This window comes from Levilactobacillus andaensis (assembly GCF_016861695.1).
Taxonomy (GTDB): Bacteria; Bacillota; Bacilli; order Lactobacillales; family Lactobacillaceae; genus Levilactobacillus; species Levilactobacillus andaensis.
Map to the genome: position 1 here is coordinate 103,457 of NZ_BOLP01000005.1, position 21,939 is coordinate 125,395.

29 protein-coding genes are annotated in these 21,939 nt (G+C 48.7%); 10 read left to right on the forward strand and 19 right to left on the reverse strand.

Annotated features, from left to right (window positions below; translation table 11 throughout):
- Positions 1–231 precede the first annotated feature (231 nt).
- The 6 genes from JUF10_RS05160 to JUF10_RS05185 form a co-directional block, all read right to left on the reverse strand.
- Positions 232–1,596, reverse strand: a complete 1,365-nt coding sequence (locus JUF10_RS05160) for an MFS transporter (RefSeq protein ID WP_203641184.1) — start codon at positions 1,594–1,596, stop codon at positions 232–234.
- 138 nt (positions 1,597–1,734) lie between these two features.
- Positions 1,735–2,022, reverse strand: a complete 288-nt coding sequence (locus JUF10_RS05165; protein ID WP_203641185.1) for an ArsR/SmtB family transcription factor — start codon at positions 2,020–2,022, stop codon at positions 1,735–1,737.
- 26 nt (positions 2,023–2,048) lie between these two features.
- Complete coding sequence (locus JUF10_RS05170; RefSeq protein WP_203641186.1) at positions 2,049–2,444, reverse strand: DUF3021 domain-containing protein; 396 nt, start codon at positions 2,442–2,444, stop codon at positions 2,049–2,051.
- Positions 2,445–2,456: 12 nt separating this feature from the next.
- A complete protein-coding gene (locus tag JUF10_RS05175; RefSeq protein WP_203641187.1) occupies positions 2,457–2,912 on the reverse strand; it encodes a response regulator transcription factor in 456 nt (151 codons plus the stop codon).
- A 22-nt stretch (positions 2,913–2,934) separates the two neighbouring features.
- A complete protein-coding gene (locus tag JUF10_RS05180; RefSeq protein ID WP_203641353.1) occupies positions 2,935–3,810 on the reverse strand; it encodes an ABC transporter permease in 876 nt (291 codons plus the stop codon).
- 2 nt (positions 3,811–3,812) lie between these two features.
- Positions 3,813–4,673 (reverse strand): ABC transporter ATP-binding protein, encoded by an 861-nt coding sequence (locus tag JUF10_RS05185; RefSeq protein ID WP_203641188.1) that lies wholly within the window; start codon positions 4,671–4,673, stop codon positions 3,813–3,815.
- A 524-nt stretch (positions 4,674–5,197) separates the two neighbouring features.
- Here JUF10_RS05185 and JUF10_RS05190 point away from each other — a divergent pair.
- Both JUF10_RS05190 and JUF10_RS05195 read left to right on the forward strand, forming a co-directional pair.
- Entirely contained in the window at positions 5,198–5,416 is a 219-nt protein-coding gene (locus JUF10_RS05190; RefSeq protein ID WP_203641189.1) for an AbrB/MazE/SpoVT family DNA-binding domain-containing protein, read from the forward strand.
- Entirely contained in the window at positions 5,416–5,742 is a 327-nt protein-coding gene (locus JUF10_RS05195; protein WP_203641190.1) for a type II toxin-antitoxin system PemK/MazF family toxin, read from the forward strand. Before JUF10_RS05190 ends, JUF10_RS05195 begins: the two co-directional genes overlap by 1 nt.
- A gap of 155 nt (positions 5,743–5,897) precedes the next feature.
- On the opposite strand, the gene JUF10_RS05200 is transcribed toward JUF10_RS05195, so the two are convergent.
- The gene (locus tag JUF10_RS05200; RefSeq protein ID WP_203641191.1) at positions 5,898–6,596 is read right to left on the reverse strand and encodes a hypothetical protein; all 699 of its coding nucleotides are present in this window, start codon (positions 6,594–6,596) and stop codon (positions 5,898–5,900) included.
- A 376-nt stretch (positions 6,597–6,972) separates the two neighbouring features.
- Here JUF10_RS05200 and JUF10_RS05205 point away from each other — a divergent pair, with 376 nt between their 5' ends.
- The 4 genes from JUF10_RS05205 (at position 6,973) to JUF10_RS05220 (ending at position 9,366) form a co-directional block, all read left to right on the forward strand.
- Positions 6,973–7,791, forward strand: coding sequence for a helix-turn-helix transcriptional regulator (locus tag JUF10_RS05205; protein ID WP_203641192.1), 819 nt, complete (start codon positions 6,973–6,975; stop codon positions 7,789–7,791).
- 77 nt (positions 7,792–7,868) lie between these two features.
- The gene (locus JUF10_RS05210; protein WP_203641193.1) at positions 7,869–8,288 is read left to right on the forward strand and encodes an SRPBCC family protein; all 420 of its coding nucleotides are present in this window, start codon (positions 7,869–7,871) and stop codon (positions 8,286–8,288) included.
- Positions 8,288–9,223: a zinc-binding dehydrogenase gene (locus JUF10_RS05215; RefSeq protein WP_203641194.1), complete on the forward strand. Its 936-nt coding sequence runs from the start codon at positions 8,288–8,290 to the stop codon at positions 9,221–9,223. The genes JUF10_RS05210 and JUF10_RS05215 overlap by 1 nt, the downstream gene beginning before the upstream one ends.
- A 2-nt stretch (positions 9,224–9,225) precedes the next feature.
- Positions 9,226–9,366 carry a hypothetical protein gene (locus JUF10_RS05220; protein WP_203641195.1) on the forward strand — a complete coding sequence of 47 codons (141 nt, stop codon included), beginning with the start codon at positions 9,226–9,228 and terminating at the stop codon, positions 9,364–9,366.
- 54 nt (positions 9,367–9,420) lie between these two features.
- On the opposite strand, the gene JUF10_RS05225 is transcribed toward JUF10_RS05220, so the two are convergent.
- From JUF10_RS05225 to JUF10_RS05260, 8 genes are all read right to left on the reverse strand, one after another.
- Entirely contained in the window at positions 9,421–9,918 is a 498-nt protein-coding gene (locus tag JUF10_RS05225; RefSeq protein WP_203641196.1) for a cysteine hydrolase family protein, read from the reverse strand.
- An 82-nt stretch (positions 9,919–10,000) separates the two neighbouring features.
- Positions 10,001–10,651, reverse strand: coding sequence for an endonuclease III domain-containing protein (locus JUF10_RS05230; RefSeq protein ID WP_203641197.1), 651 nt, complete (start codon positions 10,649–10,651; stop codon positions 10,001–10,003).
- Between the two features lie 168 nt (positions 10,652–10,819).
- Positions 10,820–11,173, reverse strand: a complete 354-nt coding sequence (locus JUF10_RS05235) for a YrdB family protein (RefSeq protein ID WP_203641198.1) — start codon at positions 11,171–11,173, stop codon at positions 10,820–10,822.
- 96 nt (positions 11,174–11,269) lie between these two features.
- Positions 11,270–11,632, reverse strand: coding sequence for a hypothetical protein (locus JUF10_RS05240; protein ID WP_203641199.1), 363 nt, complete (start codon positions 11,630–11,632; stop codon positions 11,270–11,272).
- Positions 11,633–11,765: 133 nt separating this feature from the next.
- Entirely contained in the window at positions 11,766–11,954 is a 189-nt protein-coding gene (locus JUF10_RS05245) for a hypothetical protein (RefSeq protein WP_203641200.1), read from the reverse strand.
- Positions 11,947–12,321 carry a hypothetical protein gene (locus JUF10_RS05250; protein WP_203641201.1) on the reverse strand — a complete coding sequence of 125 codons (375 nt, stop codon included), beginning with the start codon at positions 12,319–12,321 and terminating at the stop codon, positions 11,947–11,949. The genes JUF10_RS05245 and JUF10_RS05250 overlap by 8 nt, the downstream gene beginning before the upstream one ends.
- Before the next feature lie 14 nt (positions 12,322–12,335).
- Positions 12,336–13,100: an ABC transporter permease gene (locus tag JUF10_RS05255; protein WP_203641202.1), complete on the reverse strand. Its 765-nt coding sequence runs from the start codon at positions 13,098–13,100 to the stop codon at positions 12,336–12,338.
- Complete coding sequence (locus JUF10_RS05260; protein ID WP_203641354.1) at positions 13,084–14,016, reverse strand: ABC transporter ATP-binding protein; 933 nt, start codon at positions 14,014–14,016, stop codon at positions 13,084–13,086. Before JUF10_RS05260 ends, JUF10_RS05255 begins: the two co-directional genes overlap by 17 nt.
- A 151-nt stretch (positions 14,017–14,167) precedes the next feature.
- Here JUF10_RS05260 and JUF10_RS05265 point away from each other — a divergent pair, with 151 nt between their 5' ends.
- Positions 14,168–14,842 carry a response regulator transcription factor gene (locus JUF10_RS05265; RefSeq protein ID WP_203641203.1) on the forward strand — a complete coding sequence of 225 codons (675 nt, stop codon included), beginning with the start codon at positions 14,168–14,170 and terminating at the stop codon, positions 14,840–14,842.
- Between the two features lie 13 nt (positions 14,843–14,855).
- Positions 14,856–15,758, forward strand: coding sequence for a sensor histidine kinase (locus JUF10_RS05270; protein ID WP_203641204.1), 903 nt, complete (start codon positions 14,856–14,858; stop codon positions 15,756–15,758).
- A gap of 202 nt (positions 15,759–15,960) precedes the next feature.
- Here JUF10_RS05270 and JUF10_RS05275 read toward each other — a convergent pair whose 3' ends face one another.
- From JUF10_RS05275 to JUF10_RS05285, 3 genes are all read right to left on the reverse strand, one after another.
- Positions 15,961–17,484 carry an endonuclease MutS2 gene (locus JUF10_RS05275; RefSeq protein ID WP_203641205.1) on the reverse strand — a complete coding sequence of 508 codons (1,524 nt, stop codon included), beginning with the start codon at positions 17,482–17,484 and terminating at the stop codon, positions 15,961–15,963.
- 334 nt (positions 17,485–17,818) lie between these two features.
- Positions 17,819–18,151, reverse strand: a complete 333-nt coding sequence (locus JUF10_RS05280; protein ID WP_203641206.1) for a MazG nucleotide pyrophosphohydrolase domain-containing protein — start codon at positions 18,149–18,151, stop codon at positions 17,819–17,821.
- A 125-nt stretch (positions 18,152–18,276) separates the two neighbouring features.
- Positions 18,277–18,843 (reverse strand): TetR/AcrR family transcriptional regulator, encoded by a 567-nt coding sequence (locus JUF10_RS05285; protein ID WP_203641207.1) that lies wholly within the window; start codon positions 18,841–18,843, stop codon positions 18,277–18,279.
- A 151-nt stretch (positions 18,844–18,994) separates the two neighbouring features.
- Here JUF10_RS05285 and JUF10_RS05290 point away from each other — a divergent pair, with 151 nt between their 5' ends.
- On the forward strand, positions 18,995–20,740 hold the full coding sequence (locus JUF10_RS05290; protein WP_203641208.1) for an MFS transporter: 1,746 nt from the start codon (positions 18,995–18,997) through the stop codon (positions 20,738–20,740).
- Between the two features lie 265 nt (positions 20,741–21,005).
- A complete protein-coding gene (locus tag JUF10_RS05295) occupies positions 21,006–21,521 on the forward strand; it encodes a VanZ family protein (RefSeq protein WP_203641209.1) in 516 nt (171 codons plus the stop codon).
- A gap of 79 nt (positions 21,522–21,600) precedes the next feature.
- Here JUF10_RS05295 and JUF10_RS05300 read toward each other — a convergent pair whose 3' ends face one another.
- Complete coding sequence (locus JUF10_RS05300; RefSeq protein ID WP_203641210.1) at positions 21,601–21,861, reverse strand: AbrB/MazE/SpoVT family DNA-binding domain-containing protein; 261 nt, start codon at positions 21,859–21,861, stop codon at positions 21,601–21,603.
- Positions 21,862–21,939: the final 78 nt, after the last annotated feature.

The window sequence follows — 21,939 nt, forward strand, 5'->3', positions numbered from 1 at the left end:
ATGTATTTAATTTACTCTAATTATACGCTTAAACAGCTCAGCTTGAGTAATGAATATCGACACCATATCTTTTAAAAAAATGATAATACGAAAAACTGTTATGACCAATTAGCCATAACAGTCGTTTCTAACAACTTACTTTGAGTTTCCTAATTACTTACCTTCTGCTCAGTAGCTTTCCTTATTAAGTAAATACAACCTATTTGGCAAATAATCTCAAATCAGAATGGCTTACCGTTTTACATTCGGTACCTTGTCAGTACGTAAATGTCCTGACCATACCAATCCCAGCAACGATAGCACCGCACTCCCCATCATCGCTGCCTGAAAACCACTGATAAACCCGTTGCCATGAAACTGATAAAAGATCATAACAGCAATGGTTGTCCCCAGCGCCCCACCGAGCAATCGAAAGACATTATAGATACCGGACGCCTTGCCAATCATCACCCTTGGAACCGCGCCGAGCACCGCTTTTTGTAGAGCTGGCCCAGCCATTGATAATCCAATTCCAGACAGCATTAGCGGTAAAACCAACCACGCATAGCTCTGGTGAACGAACCACGCGATCAATAAGTAACCCACACCTTGCAACAACAATCCCAACGTGGCGACCCATCGTTCCCCAAATCGATCGACCGCTCGACCCGCAAATGGGGCCACGACAACCAACGTTCCCGTCCAGGGTAAGAGCTCCAGGCCCGCCGTTAATGCCGTAGCGTGCTGACTAGCCTGGAAATACTGTGGTAGGAAGAACACGACCCCATACATGGACCCATAGAGACAAGCCGTGGCGAGGTTGCCACCAGTAAAAGCTCTTGCTCGAAAGAAACTGAGATCAATCATCGGCAACTCCGCATGTGCCTGGCGAACAATGAACCAACCGGCGCTCCCAATGCTCAGCAAGCCAATTGGCAACGCCCAGCCTAACTGGCCGCCATCGGTCGTTGCCGATAGTGCCCAGACGGTTCCCGCCATGGCAACGATAATTAACAGGCTATCCCCGAGGTTGATGGGGTCACTTTGACCATGGCTTTCTGGCAAATAACGCCGCGATAACAGAACGGCCAAAATGCCAACCGGCACGTTGATCCAGAAAATCCATTGCCAAGTCAACCGAGCCACAATGAAGCCGCCCAACGAGGGGCCGACAATTAAAGCCAGTCCGCCGATACCACTCCAAATTCCCAGAGCACGGCCTCGTTGCCTAGCCGGTAAAGCATTGGTGAGGATGGCCATTGACATGGGGGTCATGACTGACGCCCCGATGCCTTCAATGATTCGGGCTAAGATCAACCAATTGATATTCGGCGCCAGTGCACAGAATACTGAGCCCATTGTAAAAATTAAGATTCCCCAATTGTAGATTCGCCGACGCCCCCAACGTTCCCCTAACGAGACACCGACCAATAGAACCGCAGCAATCGTGATATTGTAAGCGTTCAGCGCCCACTGTAACGTGCCAACCGAAATCTGAAATTCGGTGCGAATCGCGGTGGCCGCCGTGGTGACGATCATCGCATCCATCATGGCCATAAAAAATCCCAACGATGTCAGTACCAGTACCCACCCCGATTTGATCTTTTCCCCTGTCATGTTCTCCGTCTCCCTAATGTCAAAATATAGTTCAAATGTTTTTGAACTATGTAAACATACCATGGCTACCAATCGCTGACAAGCGGCAAAACAAAAAAGAGAAGATCCTGATGATCTCCTCCCCATTGGTCTAATGACCTATAAGTTTTGCCAGAAATGGGTTAGGTACTGGTCAACCGTCGACCGGTCTAAACTCACATACTTTTCACGGGCCACCTTGTGCGTGGTGATCAGTCCCGCCTCCTGCAAAATTTTAAAATGATACGACCCGGACGTCTTGCTAATGTGCATAACCTGACCAATTTCACCACAGGAGACTTCATGGTCCAATTGATTCAGATACCGGATGATCTCCAGTCGAATTGGATCAGCCAGAGCCTTGAAAACCTTAATTTCAGCTTCAGTTGTCTGTGTTTGCTGTGTCATATCCCTTATCCTATCAGAATTATTTTTCACGACTTATGTTTCGCACGTTGCTTCAACGCCTGATTGATCTGGCTGACACGGAGGTGCTGGTCTAGCATGACGACGACCCACACAATGACGTAGATCAAGACAAACTCAATCCAAAAGGCGAGGCCAATCGACCAGTTATTATACACCATCAGGAGTAAGATCAACGCCGCCGTTCCGACCAAATGAATGGCAAACGCCAATGGCCAGGCCACCTCTTCATGATCACTATCGAAGATGAGGCTGAGAACGCCAATTGCCCCACTCGCTAGAAATAGACTGACAACGACTTTAGACGATACGGTGTCGGGCGCCACATGAAATGCAATCAGCAGGAGGTAGGCAACGGCACCATAACTCACACCTCTGATAGCGTACCTGAGTATTTTAGTCATAGCTTCCCCTCCTTATAAGCCCAATTGGCTCATTAACCCTTTGACATACTTACGACTCACCGCCGTCTTGAGGTTTGTCGTTAAGACGGCGGTCATGTTCCCAGAAAAACTGTCTTCCAGCGACTGCAGGTGGTCCAAATTCAACACACCATGCTTGGAGACCTGAATGAAATTGGGGTCGCCCAACCGTTGGACGAGATGTCGCAACGTTTCGTGGGTGGTGATTGTTCCCGTCGTGGTATACAGCAGGAGGGTCTCGTGTTGGACATCGGCAAGAATAATCGTGGCTGTCTTCACCATCACCAGCCGTTCCGGCGTTTTGACGGGAATAATACCGGTACGACTAGTTTGATAGCTGTCCAGATAAGCCGAAATCGCCGTTGTTTCCGGACTCTCCGCAGCCGCCTGGACGACCACCAATGGATCAGCCGGATCAATATCCGGATTCTGCTCAAATTTATGCCGCACGCCAATCCCCCCCCCATTTTGCTTACTGCTCGCGGACTACCCGGCGCCGACGTTGGAGTCGTAGCCACTCTACGCCAAATACCAGGATAACGGCGCCGCTAAAGATTAATCCCATTATGAGGTAAGTTTCCTGTTGGGTCAACAAGGTCGACCAGTTTAACCGGACACCCATCAATCGATCAAAGGTGTTTCTAGCCGCTAAATTTCCAGAAAAGGCTGTCTTCAATTTGTCATCCATCAAGAATTGCCGATAGAGCGCGGCCACGTAGCTTCCGGGGATGAATTTAACCATACCCTGCGCGAAACTAGGCAAGGTCCCAATGGGGATGTACGTCCCCACTAGGAAGCCCGCCGCGGTCCCTACAATGGTCCCCAGTTTGCCTAAACTATCTACCGTGTGGATGCCTTGGACGATTGCCGCATTCACCACGACTGCTAGAAGCGAACTGGTGACCATGAGTCCCAGCGTGTTCAGGACTGCTGTGGTGGACAGCGTCAGGCCATCCGTCAGGTAAAAACCACCCCACATGATGACGAACATCGCCAACTGCGTCAGTGCACCGATCACCGCGGCGCTGAGCAAGTAGCTGGTAAATAGGCGCATTGGGCCGGCATCGGTTAACTCCAGGTCGGCCACAATGTGCTTTTCCTTATCTGTAACCATCAACGCCAGACTACTGAGAGTCGTGGTGATGCTGGTAATGGCCAGTGTGCCCCCAATCAGCCAGGTGTCGAGTAACGGCTTTGCGTCGGGCATCTGGTGCCAACTCGTTAACATGTTTTTCTTCAAGAAGACCAGGTACAGGACAAACGAGATGAGCGCGCCTAGGAGCGAAAAGAAGACGCCGCTGTGATCCCGAAAGTACAGCAATAAGTTACGTTTGATCATGGCTAGCATCATTACCGCATCTCCTTTCCCGTTAAAGCCAAGAAGGCATCATCCATGGTGCCCGGCCGAAATTCAAAGTTACTGATCAGTGATCGGTTTGCTGTCAAAATGTCGAGCGCGGCCTGCATCGTTGGCAAGCTAAAGACAAGCTGGTCGGTCGTCCGCCGCAGCGGTTTCTGCGTCACCTGCGCTGCTAATTGCGCGACATCCGGTGAAATCAGTGTCAACTGATCCGCCGCATAGCGTTTTTTAATTTCGGTCGCCGTTCCCCGAGCTAAGACCCGGCCATGGTCGATGATGATGACGTTGTCCGCCGCATCGGCCTCATCCAAGTAGTGTGTGGTGAGAATGACGGTCAGCTGATGGTCACGCTGCAGGCGTTGAATCAGCGTCCAGATGGCTAATCGCGTCTGAATATCCAGGCCGGTCGTGGGTTCATCCAAGAATAAAATATCTGGCTCATTGATCAGGGCCCGGGCGATGTCGACTCGCCGTCGTTGCCCACCAGATAAGGTACCGTAGCGTTGCGACATAAACGTGGTGAGTCCCAGCTGCTGACTCAAAACGGCTACGCGGTCAGTGGGGACGTGGCGGTACTGTCCCGCGCGAATCTGTAAATTTTCCCGGACCGTTAAGATATCGTCCAGCACGCTGCCCTGAAAGACAACGCCCAGCTTGGGGTCATGGTCATAGGTCACCTGACCGGCCGTCGGTTGCAGCAGGCCAATCAGCATGTTCATGGTCGTCGACTTGCCCGCCCCATTTGGTCCCAGTAGTGCGGTAAAACTCCCCTTTTCAATCTGCAGGTCCACCGCGTTGACGGCGACGTGGTCCCCAAAGGTCTTGGTTAAGTGTTGCGCTTCTAATAACATCTGCCTCATCTCCTATGTCAGGAGAATACACCCCGAGTGCCCATGCCGTCTCGGTGATTGGATTAAGTGGCGATTTTTGCTAGGTAAGTGGTAAGCTGGGGCGGGTGAAAGAGTGGGGTTAGAAGAAGCTATAGTCAACCTATTTATTAACTAAGCAAAAAGCCTGCGATTTTAATCGCGGGTTGAAAAATTTTCGCAAATTGCAAAAGAACTGACCAAACCAGTCCCAGCAGTGATAGTACAGCGCGCCCCGCCCAGCAAGCGAAAAACATTATCGATGTCGGATTCTTACCGATCATTACCCACGGAACCGCGCCGAACACCGCCTTCTGTAGAGCTGGTCCAGCCATTGGTAATCCAATACCAGCCAGCATTAGCGGTAAAAGCAACCACACATAATTCTGGTGAATGAACCACACCATCAATAAGTAACCTATTTTGAAAGATTTACATGCCCTTTCCTTGTCTCTGATGTTAAATCAAGTTATACTGGTTACAACTTAATATATTAAGGAGTGATGACCATGGAAACAACGATTCGTAAAATTGGCAACTCAGTAGGCGCAATTATTCCTAGTGAACTTAATGCCGAAGCCGGCGATAAGTACAAAATTATTAGAATTGGTGACACATTCGTCATGACCCCTTTACGTGATAATCTCTTTAGCAATGAAAATGACTGGGTTGGTTTTCGCGATAGCATCTCTAAGGAAGACCGGGAATGGGACGAGGCAGATGACTAATGTACATTCCCGAACAAGGAAATCTAGTTTACATCAATTTTGATCCGTCAATTGGTCATGAAATTAAAAAGAGACGTCCTGGACTAATTGTCAGCAAGACGATATTCAATAAACTCACTGGTTTTTGCCTAATCTGTCCGATTACTAGTACCAAACGTGCTTTTGGAACTTATATTACAATCGAACAACCCCATAGAATTAAGGGCGAAGTTGTTACGCATCAACTGAGATCAATGGATTTTGAAAAAAGACAGCTAGAGTTTATCGAAACATGTGATCCTGTAACCTGGGCGCATGTCATTTCGACGATTGATCAATTCATTTAAGCTCAATACACAAGCGGCAGAAAATCTGAGTTAAACTTCGGATCTTCTGCCGCTTTGTTTTCAAAAATAAAAAAGCACCGCCACCTCTCGGATGACCGATGCTTTACTTCCCTTACTTCAGTGACCATTCTTAACGCGTAAAACTAATTCCCCAATTAGTCAGCGTTCTTGAATTGACCACTAGTTAAGGCGCTCTTCAATACCCAGCCTTGACCCTTAACGTAACTAAACGTTTGCGTCTTCTTGGCTGAATTCTTTAATTTCAATTGCTTGGTTACTTTGTAAGTGGTGCTGGACTTTAACTGGCCCTTAGCCGTCAAGGTAGCAGTTGGCCGGTCAGCAGCGATGAATGCCTTGTAAACGACTGGCTTAGCGTCCTTGGTGTGGAACGTCTTAGCTGTCTTGAAGAAGCTAGATGAAACGATCGTGTAGTTCACGGCCTTGGCCTTGATACCGTCAGCGGCCTTAAACTTACCGGCCGTTAACTGGCTGGCAACGACCCAGCCTTGCCCCTTAACGTAACTGTACTTTTGATTCTTCTTCGCGTTAAGCTTCAAGGTAGCTTGCTTGGTGACCTTGTAAGTCGTACCAGACTTTAGTTTTCCCTTAGCTGTCAACGTCATGGTTGGCCGGTCAGCAGCGATGCTTGCCTTGTAAACAACTGGCTTAGCATCCTTGGTGTGGAACGTCTTGGCTTGCTTGAAAAAGCTGGACCCAACGATTGTGTAAGTCTTACTCTGCTTAGCCTTCGCCGTTGTTGCGACAGCCGTCGTAGTCTTAGCAGAAGCCGGTACGGCCAATGCCATTGGTGCGACTAACCCCAAAACAGTCATTAATACTAAAGATTTTTTCATAATAATCCCACTCCCTCTTCCAAAGATTACAGTTATTATAGGCAGGTTACAGAAATGTGTCAATGGAATTTCGACTGTAATATATTAAGATGTTCTAAAGGCACAATCTTTTAGGGGAGCGACTACTTGCTCACTAAGGCATTGGCCCATCAAACGTTACGGAACCGTTAAGTTTAGGGCATTATGAGCGCAAATTCTAGACAAGTTGGTTTGCTTGGATTACCCACCCCATTGTAATTGGATAAATTTTAGAAAGCATATCTTATGTAGACGGATCAAGCGACATATCTGCTCATTATTTTCAATTCTTCTCACTAGCATTCTCCTCCAAAACCAGGTAGATTAGACCTAATCACTCATCAAAGGAGGAACCGCCATGTCACTCGGCACAACGCTTAAACAGGTTCGTCGGCAGCAGCACCGATCGCAAAAAGATGTCGCGGCCGGTATCTGCGCACAATCCATGCTATCCGCCCTTGAAAATGACCGGTACACGCCGAACGCCAAGCTCTTACTGGCACTCTGTCATCGCTTGAACATTTCACTCGACGAGATCAGTTTAGCGACCGACTTTGCCATTAGCGGGGATGATAGCCTGAACGCGCACATGCAACGGCTCTGTAATCAGCATTGTTATCAGGAGTTGGCCGATTTTTTAGCGGCCCCGAACACCCAGGATGCCGTAAGCACCGCGCAGCAAACACAGGCGTATTACTACTATCTGGGTGTGGCGCAACTTCATGTCGACCCGACGCTTACCGCCGCCGAACAAAACCTCAAGTTCGCCACGACCATGGCTGAAGAACGAACGCCAACGACATTGACCCGGCTGGCCATGGCCTCGCTCGCCACCGTCCGGGCCAAACAGCAGCGACCGGCCAGTGCGACTCAATTGGTCAACCAGGCACTCGACAATATCGACCAAAGTCCCTATGAGGAAAATTGCAATATCATCTTCTACCTCGCCGCCCTGACCGCCTATTTTCTACAAGATTCCACATTAGCCACTCAACGGCTCATGACCGGCATCACCTATATCACCGACCACGACTCCCACTATATGTTGGCCAACAGCTACCGGTTACTGGCAGAGATTGCCGCGCAGGCTGGCCGTGAAAATGACGCTTCGACTGCCCGACGGAAACAACATTTTCTATCGGACCTCTTTCACGAAAAGGTTCCCGAAAGATTTTGAGCTATCAGTATTCTGATTTTTAAAACATATGTGAATCGATTAAAGTAAGGCCATCCAATTAAGGGAGGCCTTTTTAAATGTCAGAAAGTTTATTTCAAAACGTTATCGTCACTCGTGCTCAGCAGGACCGGTTACGCGTAATTCTAGCTCACCCGGAGAACCTACCATTGTGGGACGACGAAATTATTCAAGTTATCCCGACCACGAATGGTGAGGTCCAACTCACCCGGCGGCCACCGGCACTTAATGAACACGAATGGGTAACCGTCACTACGACAACCGACCAGATCAGTTATCGCAGTCATGGCGGCCGTTTAGCCTATGAGTTAGTCTTCACCTTGACCGGAGCCACACTTACCGAAGACCTCCGGATAACGCGCACCTCCGCGATTCCCATTCCACTACGGTTATTAGCCCCCATCGCTAAGCAGGCCTTCGCTCAGAAACTCCAAGCCTTGATTGCCCTCGCAGAGTCTATCAGGGAGGTGATTGCCTAATGCAAGCCATCGTGCAGACGTCCTATCACGGCATTGACGCCTTAGAAGTCGATTCCCGACCGTTACCCAAATTGCACAATCCGCTCGCAGTCAGAGTTGAGACCCGCTACACCCCGGTCATGCCTTACGATGTGCTTACAGAGACTGGTCAGCTCAAACAGCTACGCCCGGTCAAATTCCCCATCGTTGTCGGCTATGGCTTCGGCGGCATTGTTCGTGAGGTTGGTCGCTTGCGTAGCCGTCAGCTCCTCAATCAACCCGTAATCGGCGTTCAGTTAGCCGGTAGCCATCAAGAACAGATACTCTCAACGTTGCCACCACTTCTATTTCCCGTACCACAAGGCGTTTCCCTAGCGGCGGCCACGACCATCATCGGTGGCGCAGATGCCGCTTACTTGGCCTTAAAGAAAAGTCATCTTAAAGCGGGTAAAACCGTGCTGATCACTGGGGCAACTGGAAGTGTCGGCACCTATTTGGTTCAGTTGGCACGGCTAGCCGGTTGCCACGTCATTGCAGTCGGGCATTCTAGTCGGCACGCCCTGCTCTCTAGTTTGGGAGCGAATCAGGTGCTGGACTACGACCGATCACTAGCTGACCAACTGAAATCTGCACCTATTGTCGATCAAATCATTGATTTAGCTGGTCAGGCAGCCTTACTGGACCAGCTAACAATGCTACTAGGACCGGTCAACATTCTTTCGTTAGCGCTCCCTCATTATCGGCCCCAACACCCGCAGCAGGCTTTCACCTTTGTTAGCGGGGCCATTACCCCGGACGACTACCGGTATCTGTTGAAACAGCTCGCCAAAAGAAAATTGACAGCCGTCATTCAAGAAGAATTGCCCTTTACTGCCGTTCGAACCGCCCATCACCATTTGGTAGACGGACACGCTGCCGGTCGAATTCTTTTAACCTATAATCAGGAGGATGCCTAAATATGCTGACTAGCTTAACGATTGATTGGTCTCAATTATTGCCACAACTACTTACCCTGTGGCTGATTGGTTGGGGGCTACGCGCCTTATTAGTTAGTTTCATTGTCGCTGGATTATTCTGGCTATTCAGACGAACACGGTAACAAAAAAGACGTTCTGGCTGACATTTCAGCTCAGAGCGTCTTTACAGTTGCCGACTAAGGTTCTAGCATCGTCACAAAGCGATGATCCCAGATGCCCTCGAAAAAGGCAATCGTCTGTTCAGCGGTCATAAATTTGTTGTCTACCGTGGTCGCTAACCCGCGGGTCATCTGTAAATCGTAGCCGATACCGTGGGCCACTTTGACGGTCGTGTCGACACAGTATTCGACCTGCGCGCCACAGATTTCTAGTGACTCGGTGGCAAAACCGGTCAACACCCGCCGTAAATTGGTGTGATAAAAAGCGTTCGCATGGGTCTTGGACACAATGGGGTCTGTGTCTCGGTAGTCCAATTCGGGAATCAATTCCCAATCGTGAGTTCCTTTGACCAAGTTCTCATCCGTATGTTGGACGAAAACGATTGGTTTCTTTGCTTTGCGGTACGCTGCAATGCGCGCGTTAACACCCGCAATGACTTGTGGCATGTTCGCCGCGGTCTGTTCACCGTAACAAACGCCATTTTGAAGATCAATGACTAGTAAGACATCTGCCATGTCGATGGCCTCCTTCAGGGATCTTTTGCTCACCCTCTATCATAGCGTATTGGGGGCCGCAAGTCTCTAAAAACTTATGAAATTATACTTCAGCCTCGTTCTCCTCATTCAGCTTGTCGCAGTCAATAATCAACTGGCAGACCTCTTTTTCAGGCGTCAGCTTCATCGAATATTTCCGGCCGTATTCAATCATGGTGTGGTGAGCCTGATGGAGCTCTTCCGGTTGGAGAACACTGACGATTTTATTTTCGACCTGCAAGGGGGATGCCGACTGGCCGACAAAATGCAGCCGCTTGGAGATTGCCGAAACGTGGGTGTCCACCGCAAAAGTCGGCTGGCCAAAGACATCGCTCAGGACCACGTTAGCCGTTTTCCGCCCCGCGCCTGGTAGTGCCATAATGCCCTTTCGGTCGGTCGGAACCACATCGTTGAGCTCTTCATGGACAATTCTAGCCGTCTTGATGATATTACGTGCCTTGTTGTGAAATAGGCCAACACTCTTGATGATCAGTTCAACGTCGGTCACATTGGCAGCCATCAGGTCTTTTGGTTCGGGATATTTGTCAAATAGAATCGGCGTGACTTTATTCACCGACACATCCGTTGCCTGCGCACTGAGAATCACCGAAACTAGAAATTGGAAGGGTATTCTGGCGTCCAGCGATGGCCCCACCGGACCAATGTCTTCTTCCATTTGGTGAATGGCCCACACAATCTGCTCGTCTTTTAACATACGGCTCCCTCGTTTTCTTTAACGTATTTTTCTTACTCCCTTAAGTTTACCGCAAAAGGCTAGGAATTAGACTAAATTAGGTCAAGACGTCCGGAACAACTATATTTTTACTGACAACCTGATCGCAAATTTTTTTCACCCTTGTATTTTTGATAAACATTTTCCATTTTATAAACTACTGCCATATATTCCATCTCCAATGTGTGCCATTATTGCATTCAGAGCAACTATAACTCCATATACAGTCCCTACACGAAGTGATATTTTAGTTATTATCATATAACTACAGAGGCCAAAAATGATAATCTCAATCGTTACTCTCAAAAGTAGGCCCACTCTGTTTGGTGATAAAGGAGCCATACAAATAGACCAAATCACATAAATTACAATTGGTACTAAAATCCCCATCAGTAAATTAAGTGGTAACTTATATTTTGTAAAACCTACAAAAGCTAATGCTATTAGAGTTATCATTTCTATTAAAAATCTTAACAGCGCATTAATTTGAAAAAGAATATGCATTTAGCTCAACTCCTTTAAAAAATTCAAGATTTGTTTTCTACGATTCTCGAATCCGTTTGATTCATGCATTTTTTTAGACGCAACCTGATTCAATTCTTAATCACGAATTTCGACCTGCAAGTAAGTGATGTGATTGCTTTGGTCAAATTGATACGTATCAACCCCATGAAAGGCAAATAGTTTTCCGCCACTCTTGCGGCCAGCCACGGCCCATTCGGCCTTGTAGGCACCATTAGCCACAGTAACCTGACAAAGATGGCGTAGCTTCTGATTGTCTTGGAAAAATTGCATAAAGAAACTCGTAATTTTTGCTGGTGTATCGGCGACAAACCCATTGGCTCCCTTAACGACGGCAGTGTCTGAGAAGAGCGCAATTATTTCATTCACAGCGCGTTCATCAGCCGATGCTAAATCTGAAAGCTCAAAATACTTGCGGATGATCTCGGCCTTCTTGTCCATAGAAATTCCCTCCTTCAATCACTTGCTTAGTCTAAACGACACTGTTGAGAAGTAAAAAAATCTAGGTCCCGGAAACCACAAATGGTTCAGTCAATGACCTATACCATTGACTGAACCACTTTTTCGACCTTATTTATTTTTTAATATCTGCTAAAAAACAATCGGCAAAATCACCTTCCACCCCAAAACACCAACTAGCAGAACTACTAGCAGAATAATCCAAAACAAATGAAAAAGTAATCTGAACATCAGTAATCCCATTCGCAACAAAAACAAAGGTAACTCTAACAAAAATAGCATTTTCTCTGCCCCCATCAATCAATTCTGATCAATCGAATGTCCTGTTGCCCCCGATGACCCTTTTCCGGAACCAGTTTATAATCAATCGTATCCATTTTCATGGCGTACCGGCCCTTAAGACTGCCACTCCTAATGCTTAACACCTGATTATAATCGTCAACTGAGTAGCGATAGCGATGACTAGAATGGGCGTCGGTGATTTCCATCATTGACTTAGAAAATTTAGCAATTCCGACAGAACCCTGCTTCGTGTTTACATGCCAACTGAATCGTTGCAAAATTTGCTGAGTCGTTAAATGATGTGGCATTCGGACTATCTTGACGGTTTCAACGCCTAAGAACACAACAATTAGGATGGCGATTAACCCTTTCACCTGACGCTTACTCATCTGCAATATCTCCCCTATAATTCTTTACGCTGCAACATCATCGCTGAAACCCCACCCGCAGCGATAATGATGACCAGACACACGACCAAGTACGGAACCAGACCGGTGATCTTCAACGTGCCCAAAGCTATCTTCTGAACAACATCGGTAAAATCAATGTACGTCAGCCACCGCCAACCCAACACGTCCGAACAGGTCGCAATTAGGACCGGCCACAGCGTAATAAATAGCGCGGCGGTCACAATTGAATCGGTCAAAATCAAGACGATGACGCCCATGCTGAGAATTGCATCGATAAAGAATAAAATTATCAGTAACATCATGCCCAGTGTCTGTACCAAAGTGAGCAGTGGTGCTCCCGCCGACCAACCGGTTAATCCGCCAACTAGAATAACAACCCCATAGTAACTAAGTGTCAGGACAAGGACATCGACCAGCAGAGTAATCAGCTTGCTGATCATAAAAGCCAGTCGTGAAATCCCCGAGACTAATGTATTTTTATAAACCTGCTTAGAAAATTCCTGACCGATCACCAGCACAAACAAGGCAATCGCTAGGTACAGCAAAATCGTTGCCGATAACGTGGCACTCCGCAGACCAGTCAACGCCGACCAATTGGCTGCCCCCAGACGACGCATGGTGGTCGAGCTGACCATGATGCCGTAGAAACTCCCATCAAACGTGATCACCCCACCTAAGAGGATAGCGGCAGCGAGCGTGAAATAGATCCCGCGACTATGAATTTGACGATAAGCATCCGCCTTAATCTGATTCAACATCCGCTGGGGCCTCCTCCACAATCAATCTGGTATAGTACTGTTCCAACGAGCTTTCACGCTGAACGATTTTCGAAACGGCAACCCCATGTTCGACCAGTACTCGGTTAATCGTTGCGGCCGGCAGCACAGTCTGGTGAACGATGAGGTGATGATCATCGAGAATCGCAAATTTGTCGATACCCGCATGGTCTAAGACCTGCCCTGCGAGTGTCACCTGATCGACCGTAATCTCCAGACCAGACTGATTGATCACGTCCAACTCCGCCTTGGTCAGCTCCTTGATCAATCGGCCGTGATGAATGATCCCAAATCGGTTAGCGACCTGATATAATTCCGACAAAATATGACTCGCCATCAGGATGGTTGTGTGACGCTCTTCATTCAACCGCTTGATTAATTGACGGAATTCAACAATCCCGCTTGGATCAAGACCATTGATGGGCTCGTCCAGAATCAAGAAATCCGGTTGGGGTAAGATGGCTAGGGCAAGTCCCAGTCGTTGTCGTTGCCCCAGTGATAACTGACTGGCCTTGGTCGCCTGTTTAGCCGTAAGATCCACGAAATCCAGTGCTTCCGGAATCAATTGCGGTTCGGCGAGACCATGTTGAATCGCACACAGCTTTAAATTTTGGTCAACGGTTAAATTGGGAAAAGCCACTGGATTCTCAATGATGGCCCCCGTTCGCCGCAGGGCATGGCGATAGTGGCCAACCGATTCGCCCAATAGGGTGATTTTCCCCGCGGTTAAATGAGATAACCCAGTGATCAGCCGCATCAACGTGGTCTTTCCCGCCCCATTTTCACCGATTAACCCGTAAATATCCCCTGCCTTGACGGTCAAGCTAATGTCAGTTAGCGCCTGGAACTCCCCGAATTGCTTACTGACATGTTTGACGACTAAAACATTCTCGCTAATGATGAACTCCCCCCTCAGCGTTCTCAACACTGATTAATGTACGGCGGCTTTCTAAAGCCCCAGTATAAATAAACCTTAATTTAACCTAAATTGTGACGATGAACCGATTCGACTATAATTGAAACGTACCTTAAGGAGATTTTTAAAAACGATGCAAAAAATTCTAATCGTGGAAGACCATACCGATATTCAGGACCTCCTGCACGATGTCCTCAGTCCCACCTACCAAACTTTAACTGCCTTAGATGGCATCAGTGCCTTACAAATTTTTAATGATCAGCAACCCGACTTAATCATTCTAGACCTGATGTTGCCGAACATTACTGGTGAAAGCGTCCTCAAGACGATTCGTAAAACCTCTAGTGTCCCTATTCTGGTTCTGACCGCCATTCAGTCAAAGACCAAAACGGTGGCCTTACTTCAAGCAGGAGCCAACGATTACCTGACTAAACCGTTCGATATCGATGAACTGTTGGCCCGTATTCAAGTTCAGCTACGCACGTTGCCTTCGGCGATTCGGCCAACGCATGACGTGCTAAAGTTTAACGAAATTTGTTTAGATAGCAATACCCATCATATCACGGTTGCCGACCAGCCCTTAGTCTTGCCTAAAAAGGAATTCAAACTGCTGAAGCTGCTCCTCAAGGAACCCCACCAGGTCTTTGAAAAGGCTCAGCTGTACGAAGCGGTCTGGGGTGAACCCTATCAAAATGCCGAAAACACCCTCAACGTTCATCTTAGTAATCTACGGATCAAACTAAATGAATTGGCCGACCAGCCACGCTATATCGTTTCCGTCTGGGGTATCGGTGTCCGACTGGTTTGACAAGGAGGGGCTCATGTTAACTTTTATCATTGGCGTCTTAGTCTTGGTGGTCCTGGCTCTTGTGATTATTCTGAGTGGACTGCTCAGCGCACTACATCGCATCACAACGGATCTCACCTACATTAATACCCATACCACCAACGCTGGCGTCACAAGTAATTTTCATTTCGGCGCCATTCAACGACTGGCCTTGGCCCTAAATCAAATGCTCAGCCAGACCCGAAACCTCCAGCAAACGGAGTATCAACGCGAACATCACCTGGAGCAAATGCTCCTTAACCTCACGCACGACATCAAAACGCCGTTGACCGTGGCCACGGGCTACGTCCAATTGATTCAGCAAAAACCAACGGCCGCCACGCCGACTAACCTACAACGTGTGTTGGACAACTTGGCGTCCGTCAACTACTACCTACGCTACTTGATGGATTTCAATTTGGTGCGCACCAAAGCGACTCATCTAAACCTGGAATCGGTGAACGTGTCCCACTTTTTGGAGCAGGAATTGTTTGGCTTCTTTGATGATTTGAATGCTAAACAAATTACCGTTACGCCGACTATCACGCCCAATATCACGCTAACGACCGACCAGTTACTACTCCAACGAATCATTCAAAATCTGGTCGGCAACTGGTTGAAATACGCGCAAAACTCGGCGACCGTTAGCCTAACCCCTCTGGACGAGCAACATATCTGTCTCGAATTTCAAAACGAAACCGCGGTAACTTCAGCGGGGAGTTCCGTGACGACTGAGCAGTTCTATACCACCGATAACCACTCCACGGAGAGTCTCGGCTTGGGACTAAACATTGTGCAATCTCTAGTGACCACCTTGGGCGGAAAACTAGCAATCAAAACCGGCAATCGGCAGTTTACGGTGCGCTTAACTTTCAGGACAACGCCCCCACTAGACTAGCTTTTCACAGCAAAGGGGTCTGGGACTTTTGTCCCAGACCCCTTTGTGCGCTCCGCACGTATATTGCGGAAACGTGCGACAAAAGGCAGTCAACTCCGCTTAACCCCGATAGACAAACAATCCAAAACCGGGATTATTCGTCTATCGACGTTAATGCTCATTGACTAAACGCCTTTTGTCCCACTCTCCTTTTTGCGTGATTTTACTTAGCTTCCTTGGCCGCGAGTCGCCGCCTGGTGTCAGCCAAGATGGCTGGGGCTAATCCCAACCGTTCGGCCAACCACACGGCCTCACTGGCCCCGACCTGGTTGAGCAAGATGTGATACGTCGGCTCCAGCGTTTTCGGATCAAAGGCCATGGTTGCCGTCATAAACGTTGGGCAGTCCACCGCGTATTCCTTGATGGCACTGAAGTGGGTCGTCGCAATAATCGTTGCCTTTTTCTGACGAAGATACTCGATGATGGCGATACTCAAAGCAGAGCCTTCTTCTGGATCAGTTCCGCTCCCGATTTCATCGAGCAGCACCAGCGCGTTGTCCTGAATATGATCGGTCATCTCTACCAGCGTCGTCATTTCGGCGGCAAAGGTACTGAGTTGCGCCGTGATGCTTTGGTTATCACCAATGTCGATCCAGAACTGGCTAAAGACGGGCATTTGGGTCCCAGCGCCAACCGGCAACTCCAAGCCAAATTGAATCATCAAGGCAAACAGCGCAATCGTCTTCAAGACCACCGTTTTTCCCCCGGAGTTGGCACCGGTAATCATCAGTCCCTGTTGTGGCATCAATTCAATATTGAGCGGCACCGCGTCTTTTAACAAGGGATGGCGGCCTGCCACAATTTTAATGTGTTGGTCCATATTGAGCGTGGGCAACTGGCTTTCTGTTTCCAAGCCGTACTGGCCCCGCGCCATAATTTGATCAAACCGACTGAGTAGCGCTTGGTTCTCAGTCAGAGCGTCCCAATTATCTAAGACGTCCCCGGTTAAAGTCACCAGTAATTGATAAACTTCGGCGCTCTCATCGGCAATCACCCCAGCGAGGACGGCGCCCTTCTTCGCCACCGTTGCCGGTTCAAAGAAGACCGTTGACCCGGTCGCCGACTGATCGATGATTTGGCCCTTAAATTTATTCTTCTCGCCGGCTTTCAGTTGGACACACACCCGATCATTACGGGTGATCAGGCGTTTACTTTGTACGGAATGTGGGTGCTTCTGAACGAACTGGGTCAGCGCTGTTTTGACCTGTTGTCGTTGCTTAACGATTTTTTGACGAATCTCGGCCAGCTCAGGTGTGGCGTCATCCGCCACTTGACCGTGCACGATTATGTGTTCCAGTCGTTGTTGCAGGCCGGTAAGCTGAGTCGTTGACGCCAGTAGCGCGGTTAATTGCGATGCTCGTTGTTGGTTAGACTCCAGGGTTGCTTTTAAACGCCGGAGGTTAATCAAGAATTGATTGATGAGCTCCAACTGCTGGGCGTTTAACATGAGCCCTTGATCGAGCTTCGCCTGTAACGCGTCCATTTGGTCTAAGTCAAAGTAGGTAAAGACAATATTATTGGCCAACAGGCGGTGGGCCTCCGCCGTCAGGGTTAATTCTTTCCGAACACTGGCACTATCGGTCTGATTGGTCGCCGTTTGAATCGCTGTGGCCGCCCGGGTGCTGTGCGTGAAGGATGCCACCTTCACTAAAATCTGATCTAATTGCGTAATCTCTTTTAAATTCACGTTTCTCTCCTTGTCGCAAATCGCCTAGCCAACCGCTTAAGGCTTGAGATGGTTGGGTTTTCGCCTTATTTCCACTGTCTTTAACCGTAACACACGCTAGACTTGGGAGCAAACAAACGGAAAAGGCGTGCGCCAAGAAGCGCGCATTAACGTCGATAGCCGACTAATCCTGGTCGCGGATTGTTTGTCTATCAAGGTTAAGCCGGAGTTGACTGCCTTTTGGCGTTTCAACCATATACGTTCGGAACGCAAAACGAGTCTGGGATTTTGTCCTAGACTCGTTTGCTCATTTGATTAACCAAGAATTATATAACAACTAAATAGTTTTAATTCCTTAACGACGTGGCCTATCATCTTTAAACCGTTGCTTCAACTTCTGCTCACTCGCTTGTAAGAGGTCCTGCGCATCAATATCATACAGACTGCTAATGACCAATACTTGATCCAACGCGTCCGCCAATTCTTCCTTCAAGTTTGCCCGTAACTCTTCGGGAGTCGCTTTCTTCTCGCCGGGATGGTCCCGACCGATTTCAATTGCCCGAATCGCCCGGGAAACCTCGCCCGTCTCCTCGGTCAGAAAATTCAGGTGAACAAAGGGTGAGTATTGATACCAATTTCGTTGCTGGTAGAAATCGACCAACCAGTCTTGATGTTCTGTAATCGTCACGTGCGCTTCCTCCTCTTATTTCGATGGGACTCCTTCAACCTTACCAGACTCGGTCCATGACGCAACTAACTCTGCTTACAAATTAATTCATACGAAAATTTCCTGTCGACGACAATATCGACTTACTAATCTTCCGTCTCTCCCAACCGTTTCAAGCCAACCATTAACAATGCGGCCATCTCAGTTGGCGATTCGGGGTGTTCCTTGACTAGCCACCGATTTAAAACGTTCCAAAATCCGCCGGTCGCAAAGCTCATAATGTAATCCGTCTCGGTCGGGGACCCCTCAATGTGCCATGGGGCCGGGAAGACCCGGTAAATTTCACTGGCCATTGGGGTGATCTTAGCTAGCATTCGCCCAAACAAGCCCTGTTCAATCAGCAAACGAAGCTGCTTGCGTTCCTGCCACCAAAATTCGAAGAAGTAGGTCAACACGTCCTTGAATACCATTTTCTGTGGTGCAATCTGCTGTAATGCCGCCAAGTAGCGCTGGCCCACCTCACGATCATAATAGTCCAATAAGTCATCCTTATCCCGAAACGCACGGTAAAAAGTTCGGCGCGACAACTGTGCTTTTTCCGCAATTTGTTTAACGGTAATCGTCTCGTATGGTTGTTCCGCTAATAAATCAAAGAGCGCGGCAATCAACCACTCCCTAGACTGCTGTGCCAGCCTTTCCTGTCCATTCATCATAATCCAACCTCCTGTCACAAATCCCCAACTTGTGTAGCACTTGTTGCCATCAGCGACCCACATCTTGTTTCCCTCAGTATACGCTGTTAAAGTCAAGGTGTCACAAATGAGACACACCGACTCGGATGTGTCATCAAAGGGGGAGAATTTTATGAACAAGCTAAAAGGTGTTTTACCCGTTTTACTCCTAGGAAACCTGCTCTGCATGATGGACGTCTCCATTATGACAATCGTCCTACCCGAGATTCAGTCTGCTTTTGGGGAAAGCCTCACTGAACTTTCTTGGGCACTGAACGTCTACACCATCATTTTCGCCACGTTAATTATTCCATTTGGTCGGTTGGCGGAACGCTTCGGTCAAAATAAATTTGTCTTCGCTGGACTGGTCGTCTTTGGGACCGGCTCACTGCTGACCGGCATGGCGCCCAACCTCGCCTGGATGCTAATTGCCCGAGCGATTCAAAGCATCGGCGCTGCAGCCATCATTCCAACGAGCATGGTCATTGGCTTAGACCTCAGCTCCATGGCAAACCGTAACCGCGTTGTTGCCGCACTTGCCGGCGTTCAGGGCTTGGCCGTTGCTCTAGGACCGACCATCGGTGGCATTGTTGCCCAGTACTTTGGCTGGCGGTGGGTCTTCTTTATCAACGTGCCCTTGGTCATTCTGGACTTACTGGTCTTCGGCTTTGTCTTACCCCTCCGACACGAGAAGACGACTCACGTCAAAATTGATTGGCTCGGCGCGGTCCTCAGCATGATCATGCTCTTTAGCCTCTCATTAGGCTTGATCAAAGGCAACGACTGGGGCTGGCAATCACCCGTCATCCTTGGCCTATTTGGGAGTTCACTTGTCGGTTTCCTACTCTTTTTGTTCTGGGAACGGCACACCACGGTCCCCATGGTCGACCTACAACTCTTCCGGAGTCGAAATTTTAACGGCTCCAGCCTGGCACTCGTTCTCTGCAACTTCTTCTTGGGCGGCATGGCCGTTCTCTTGCCGACATTTCTGACTCGGGTCCACGGGACAAGTGAACTCAAGGCCGCGCTACTAATGACGCCGTACTCGGTAACGGTGATGATCACGGTCATCTTGACCTCGCTCGTGATCAAGCGCATCAACAACAAAATTATTGTCGCCGCTGGTTTCCTCTTGATGGGCGTGAGCTACCTGCTGCTCAGCACCGTCCCACTGGGGTCAAATTACCACCAACTGATTCTCGCGGACGTTCTGTTAGGCCTAGGCTACGGTTTGGTCGCTGCAACGGCCAACATTCTGGCGGTAGCCGACTTCCACGGCTCCCGGTTGACCAGCTCTCAAAGTGTTGCTAACGTTCTCCGTCAGGTGGGGATGGTCCTCGCCATCGCGGTATTCACGACCCTGTTGACCAGCAACGTCACTCAAGCCAAGCGCAATACTTTAGCCGATGTCCAGACCCGGGTCAATCAATTAGCTAACATCAATCATACGCAGAAGCAAACACTGACGCGAGAGCTACGCCGGAAGCTCGATCCAAACAGCACCACCGTAACCTCGACGTCAGCAACTTTTTCATCGCCCAAGGTCACCATTTCAACGGCGACTCGGCAACAGAAGACGACGGCCGCTTACCACCAAGCCATCCAGCAACTCGCCACGGCCAAGCAGGTTTCACCAACTATGATTCCGCAGGCCCTGAAGCAGAAGGTTCACCACACGATTTCATTAGCGGTCAACCGGAAGATTACCCAGAAGGTCAACCAGCTTGACCAAGAATTGGTTAATCTGGTCCACACGATTCATCAGACATTGAAGCACCATTTGAACCACGCCTTTCTAAATGTCTTTGGTACCTTAAGCTGGCTACCATTTGCGGCCCTGTTGATTGTCCCCGTATTCAAGTTTCGCCATGAAGCTTAACTAAAAGGCCCCATCTTCTCTTAAAATGATTGAGAAGATGGGGCCTTCCGTATATCCATATAAAGGGTCAGTTCGCCATTTTCCTAAACCACGCTAAACCCGCGAAGAAGTATGACCTTTCTTTGACAGCCACCTTACGTTTTTCCTAAGGCGGCAAAGAAAACCTAAAATCCAAGCAAAAAGCGCCCACTCCCACGAAAAATGCGGTAGGATAGCAACATGTTAACCGTTAGAAAAGTTTGGAGCATCATTCGGAGGTGATTCGATGCGCTGGGAACCTTTAATTATTATCTTACTCATGGCCAGTCTGTGTGGCCTGCTCATCGTCACTACCGTTCGGCGGACGCGAACACGTTGGTTTGCACTGCTCGTTTTGGGTTACTTTACCAGTCTTGGTGCCATCTTGTTCACACCACTGGCCTTCACGGGCACGGCCGTTTACATCATGCCAGCCGGTCTTGGTCGGGTCAACCTGACGCACCTCGACATGTTTAATTTAGGCTTCTTTGAAAATATCCTGATGACGATTCCTTTGGGCATGCTGATCAAATGGGTGCTCCCCAAGATTTCCATGTGGGGCGTCACCATCCTAGGCATTTTCGCCGGATCTAGCTTCGAAACCATTCAGTATATCTTATCCCATCACTGGTTAATCAACCGTAGTAGTGACATCAACGACGTCATCTCAAATACCTTGGGCGTGGTTGTTGGCGGCATCGCCATTGCCGTTTACTACCGCATCGCGGCCAAACATCGGCAAAGGCCCCAAGCCATTGCCTGACGGTCGCTAATAATTATGACTAAATAATCAGGACCGCTACAATCTGATCTTTCAGAGCGTAGTGGTCCTGATTTTTAGCCTATTTTTCACTACGCAACCAGTGGTCAAAATGCGGCGCGCGTTCCACATCATAGTGTCCTGCTTCATCCAAGACGACCTGTTCCACGGGAATCTGAGCTACGATCTCTCGCCAAACAGCGGCGACTGGCAGCTTCTCCATCACCACGCGGCCATTGACCACGGTGACATTTAGCCGGTCACCCGCGGTCAGGTCCAGTGACTGTCGAATTGCAGCGGGAATGACCACCTGGCCCTTGCCCGAAATCTTTACTACTGTCATGAATCGCGTCACCTCATTTCAAATAATTGTTCCACAGAACTAACGATACACGTGATGTGTGATTAGGCCAAACAAAAA

What these genes read in the sequence shown, in the direction of transcription:
- JUF10_RS05160 (WP_203641184.1), bottom strand. Translation starts at nt 1,596, where the DNA reads ATGACAGGGGAAAAGATCAAATCGGGGTGGGTACTGGTACTGACATCG.
- JUF10_RS05165 (WP_203641185.1), bottom strand. Translation starts at nt 2,022, where the DNA reads ATGACACAGCAAACACAGACAACTGAAGCTGAAATTAAGGTTTTCAAG.
- JUF10_RS05170 (WP_203641186.1), bottom strand. Translation starts at nt 2,444, where the DNA reads ATGACTAAAATACTCAGGTACGCTATCAGAGGTGTGAGTTATGGTGCC.
- JUF10_RS05180 (WP_203641353.1), bottom strand. Translation starts at nt 3,810, where the DNA reads ATGCTAGCCATGATCAAACGTAACTTATTGCTGTACTTTCGGGATCAC.
- JUF10_RS05185 (WP_203641188.1), bottom strand. Translation starts at nt 4,673, where the DNA reads ATGTTATTAGAAGCGCAACACTTAACCAAGACCTTTGGGGACCACGTC.
- JUF10_RS05190 (WP_203641189.1), top strand. Translation starts at nt 5,198, where the DNA reads ATGGAAACAACGATTCGTAAAATTGGCAACTCAGTAGGCGCAATTATT.
- JUF10_RS05195 (WP_203641190.1), top strand. Translation starts at nt 5,416, where the DNA reads ATGTACATTCCCGAACAAGGAAATCTAGTTTACATCAATTTTGATCCG.
- JUF10_RS05200 (WP_203641191.1), bottom strand. Translation starts at nt 6,596, where the DNA reads ATGAAAAAATCTTTAGTATTAATGACTGTTTTGGGGTTAGTCGCACCA.
- JUF10_RS05205 (WP_203641192.1), top strand. Translation starts at nt 6,973, where the DNA reads ATGTCACTCGGCACAACGCTTAAACAGGTTCGTCGGCAGCAGCACCGA.
- JUF10_RS05210 (WP_203641193.1), top strand. Translation starts at nt 7,869, where the DNA reads ATGTCAGAAAGTTTATTTCAAAACGTTATCGTCACTCGTGCTCAGCAG.
- JUF10_RS05215 (WP_203641194.1), top strand. Translation starts at nt 8,288, where the DNA reads ATGCAAGCCATCGTGCAGACGTCCTATCACGGCATTGACGCCTTAGAA.
- JUF10_RS05220 (WP_203641195.1), top strand. Translation starts at nt 9,226, where the DNA reads ATGCTGACTAGCTTAACGATTGATTGGTCTCAATTATTGCCACAACTA.
- JUF10_RS05225 (WP_203641196.1), bottom strand. Translation starts at nt 9,918, where the DNA reads ATGGCAGATGTCTTACTAGTCATTGATCTTCAAAATGGCGTTTGTTAC.
- JUF10_RS05230 (WP_203641197.1), bottom strand. Translation starts at nt 10,651, where the DNA reads ATGTTAAAAGACGAGCAGATTGTGTGGGCCATTCACCAAATGGAAGAA.
- JUF10_RS05235 (WP_203641198.1), bottom strand. Translation starts at nt 11,173, where the DNA reads ATGCATATTCTTTTTCAAATTAATGCGCTGTTAAGATTTTTAATAGAA.
- JUF10_RS05240 (WP_203641199.1), bottom strand. Translation starts at nt 11,632, where the DNA reads ATGGACAAGAAGGCCGAGATCATCCGCAAGTATTTTGAGCTTTCAGAT.
- JUF10_RS05250 (WP_203641201.1), bottom strand. Translation starts at nt 12,321, where the DNA reads ATGAGTAAGCGTCAGGTGAAAGGGTTAATCGCCATCCTAATTGTTGTG.
- JUF10_RS05255 (WP_203641202.1), bottom strand. Translation starts at nt 13,100, where the DNA reads ATGTTGAATCAGATTAAGGCGGATGCTTATCGTCAAATTCATAGTCGC.
- JUF10_RS05265 (WP_203641203.1), top strand. Translation starts at nt 14,168, where the DNA reads ATGCAAAAAATTCTAATCGTGGAAGACCATACCGATATTCAGGACCTC.
- JUF10_RS05270 (WP_203641204.1), top strand. Translation starts at nt 14,856, where the DNA reads ATGTTAACTTTTATCATTGGCGTCTTAGTCTTGGTGGTCCTGGCTCTT.
- JUF10_RS05285 (WP_203641207.1), bottom strand. Translation starts at nt 18,843, where the DNA reads ATGATGAATGGACAGGAAAGGCTGGCACAGCAGTCTAGGGAGTGGTTG.
- JUF10_RS05290 (WP_203641208.1), top strand. Translation starts at nt 18,995, where the DNA reads ATGAACAAGCTAAAAGGTGTTTTACCCGTTTTACTCCTAGGAAACCTG.
- JUF10_RS05295 (WP_203641209.1), top strand. Translation starts at nt 21,006, where the DNA reads ATGCGCTGGGAACCTTTAATTATTATCTTACTCATGGCCAGTCTGTGT.
- JUF10_RS05300 (WP_203641210.1), bottom strand. Translation starts at nt 21,861, where the DNA reads ATGACAGTAGTAAAGATTTCGGGCAAGGGCCAGGTGGTCATTCCCGCT.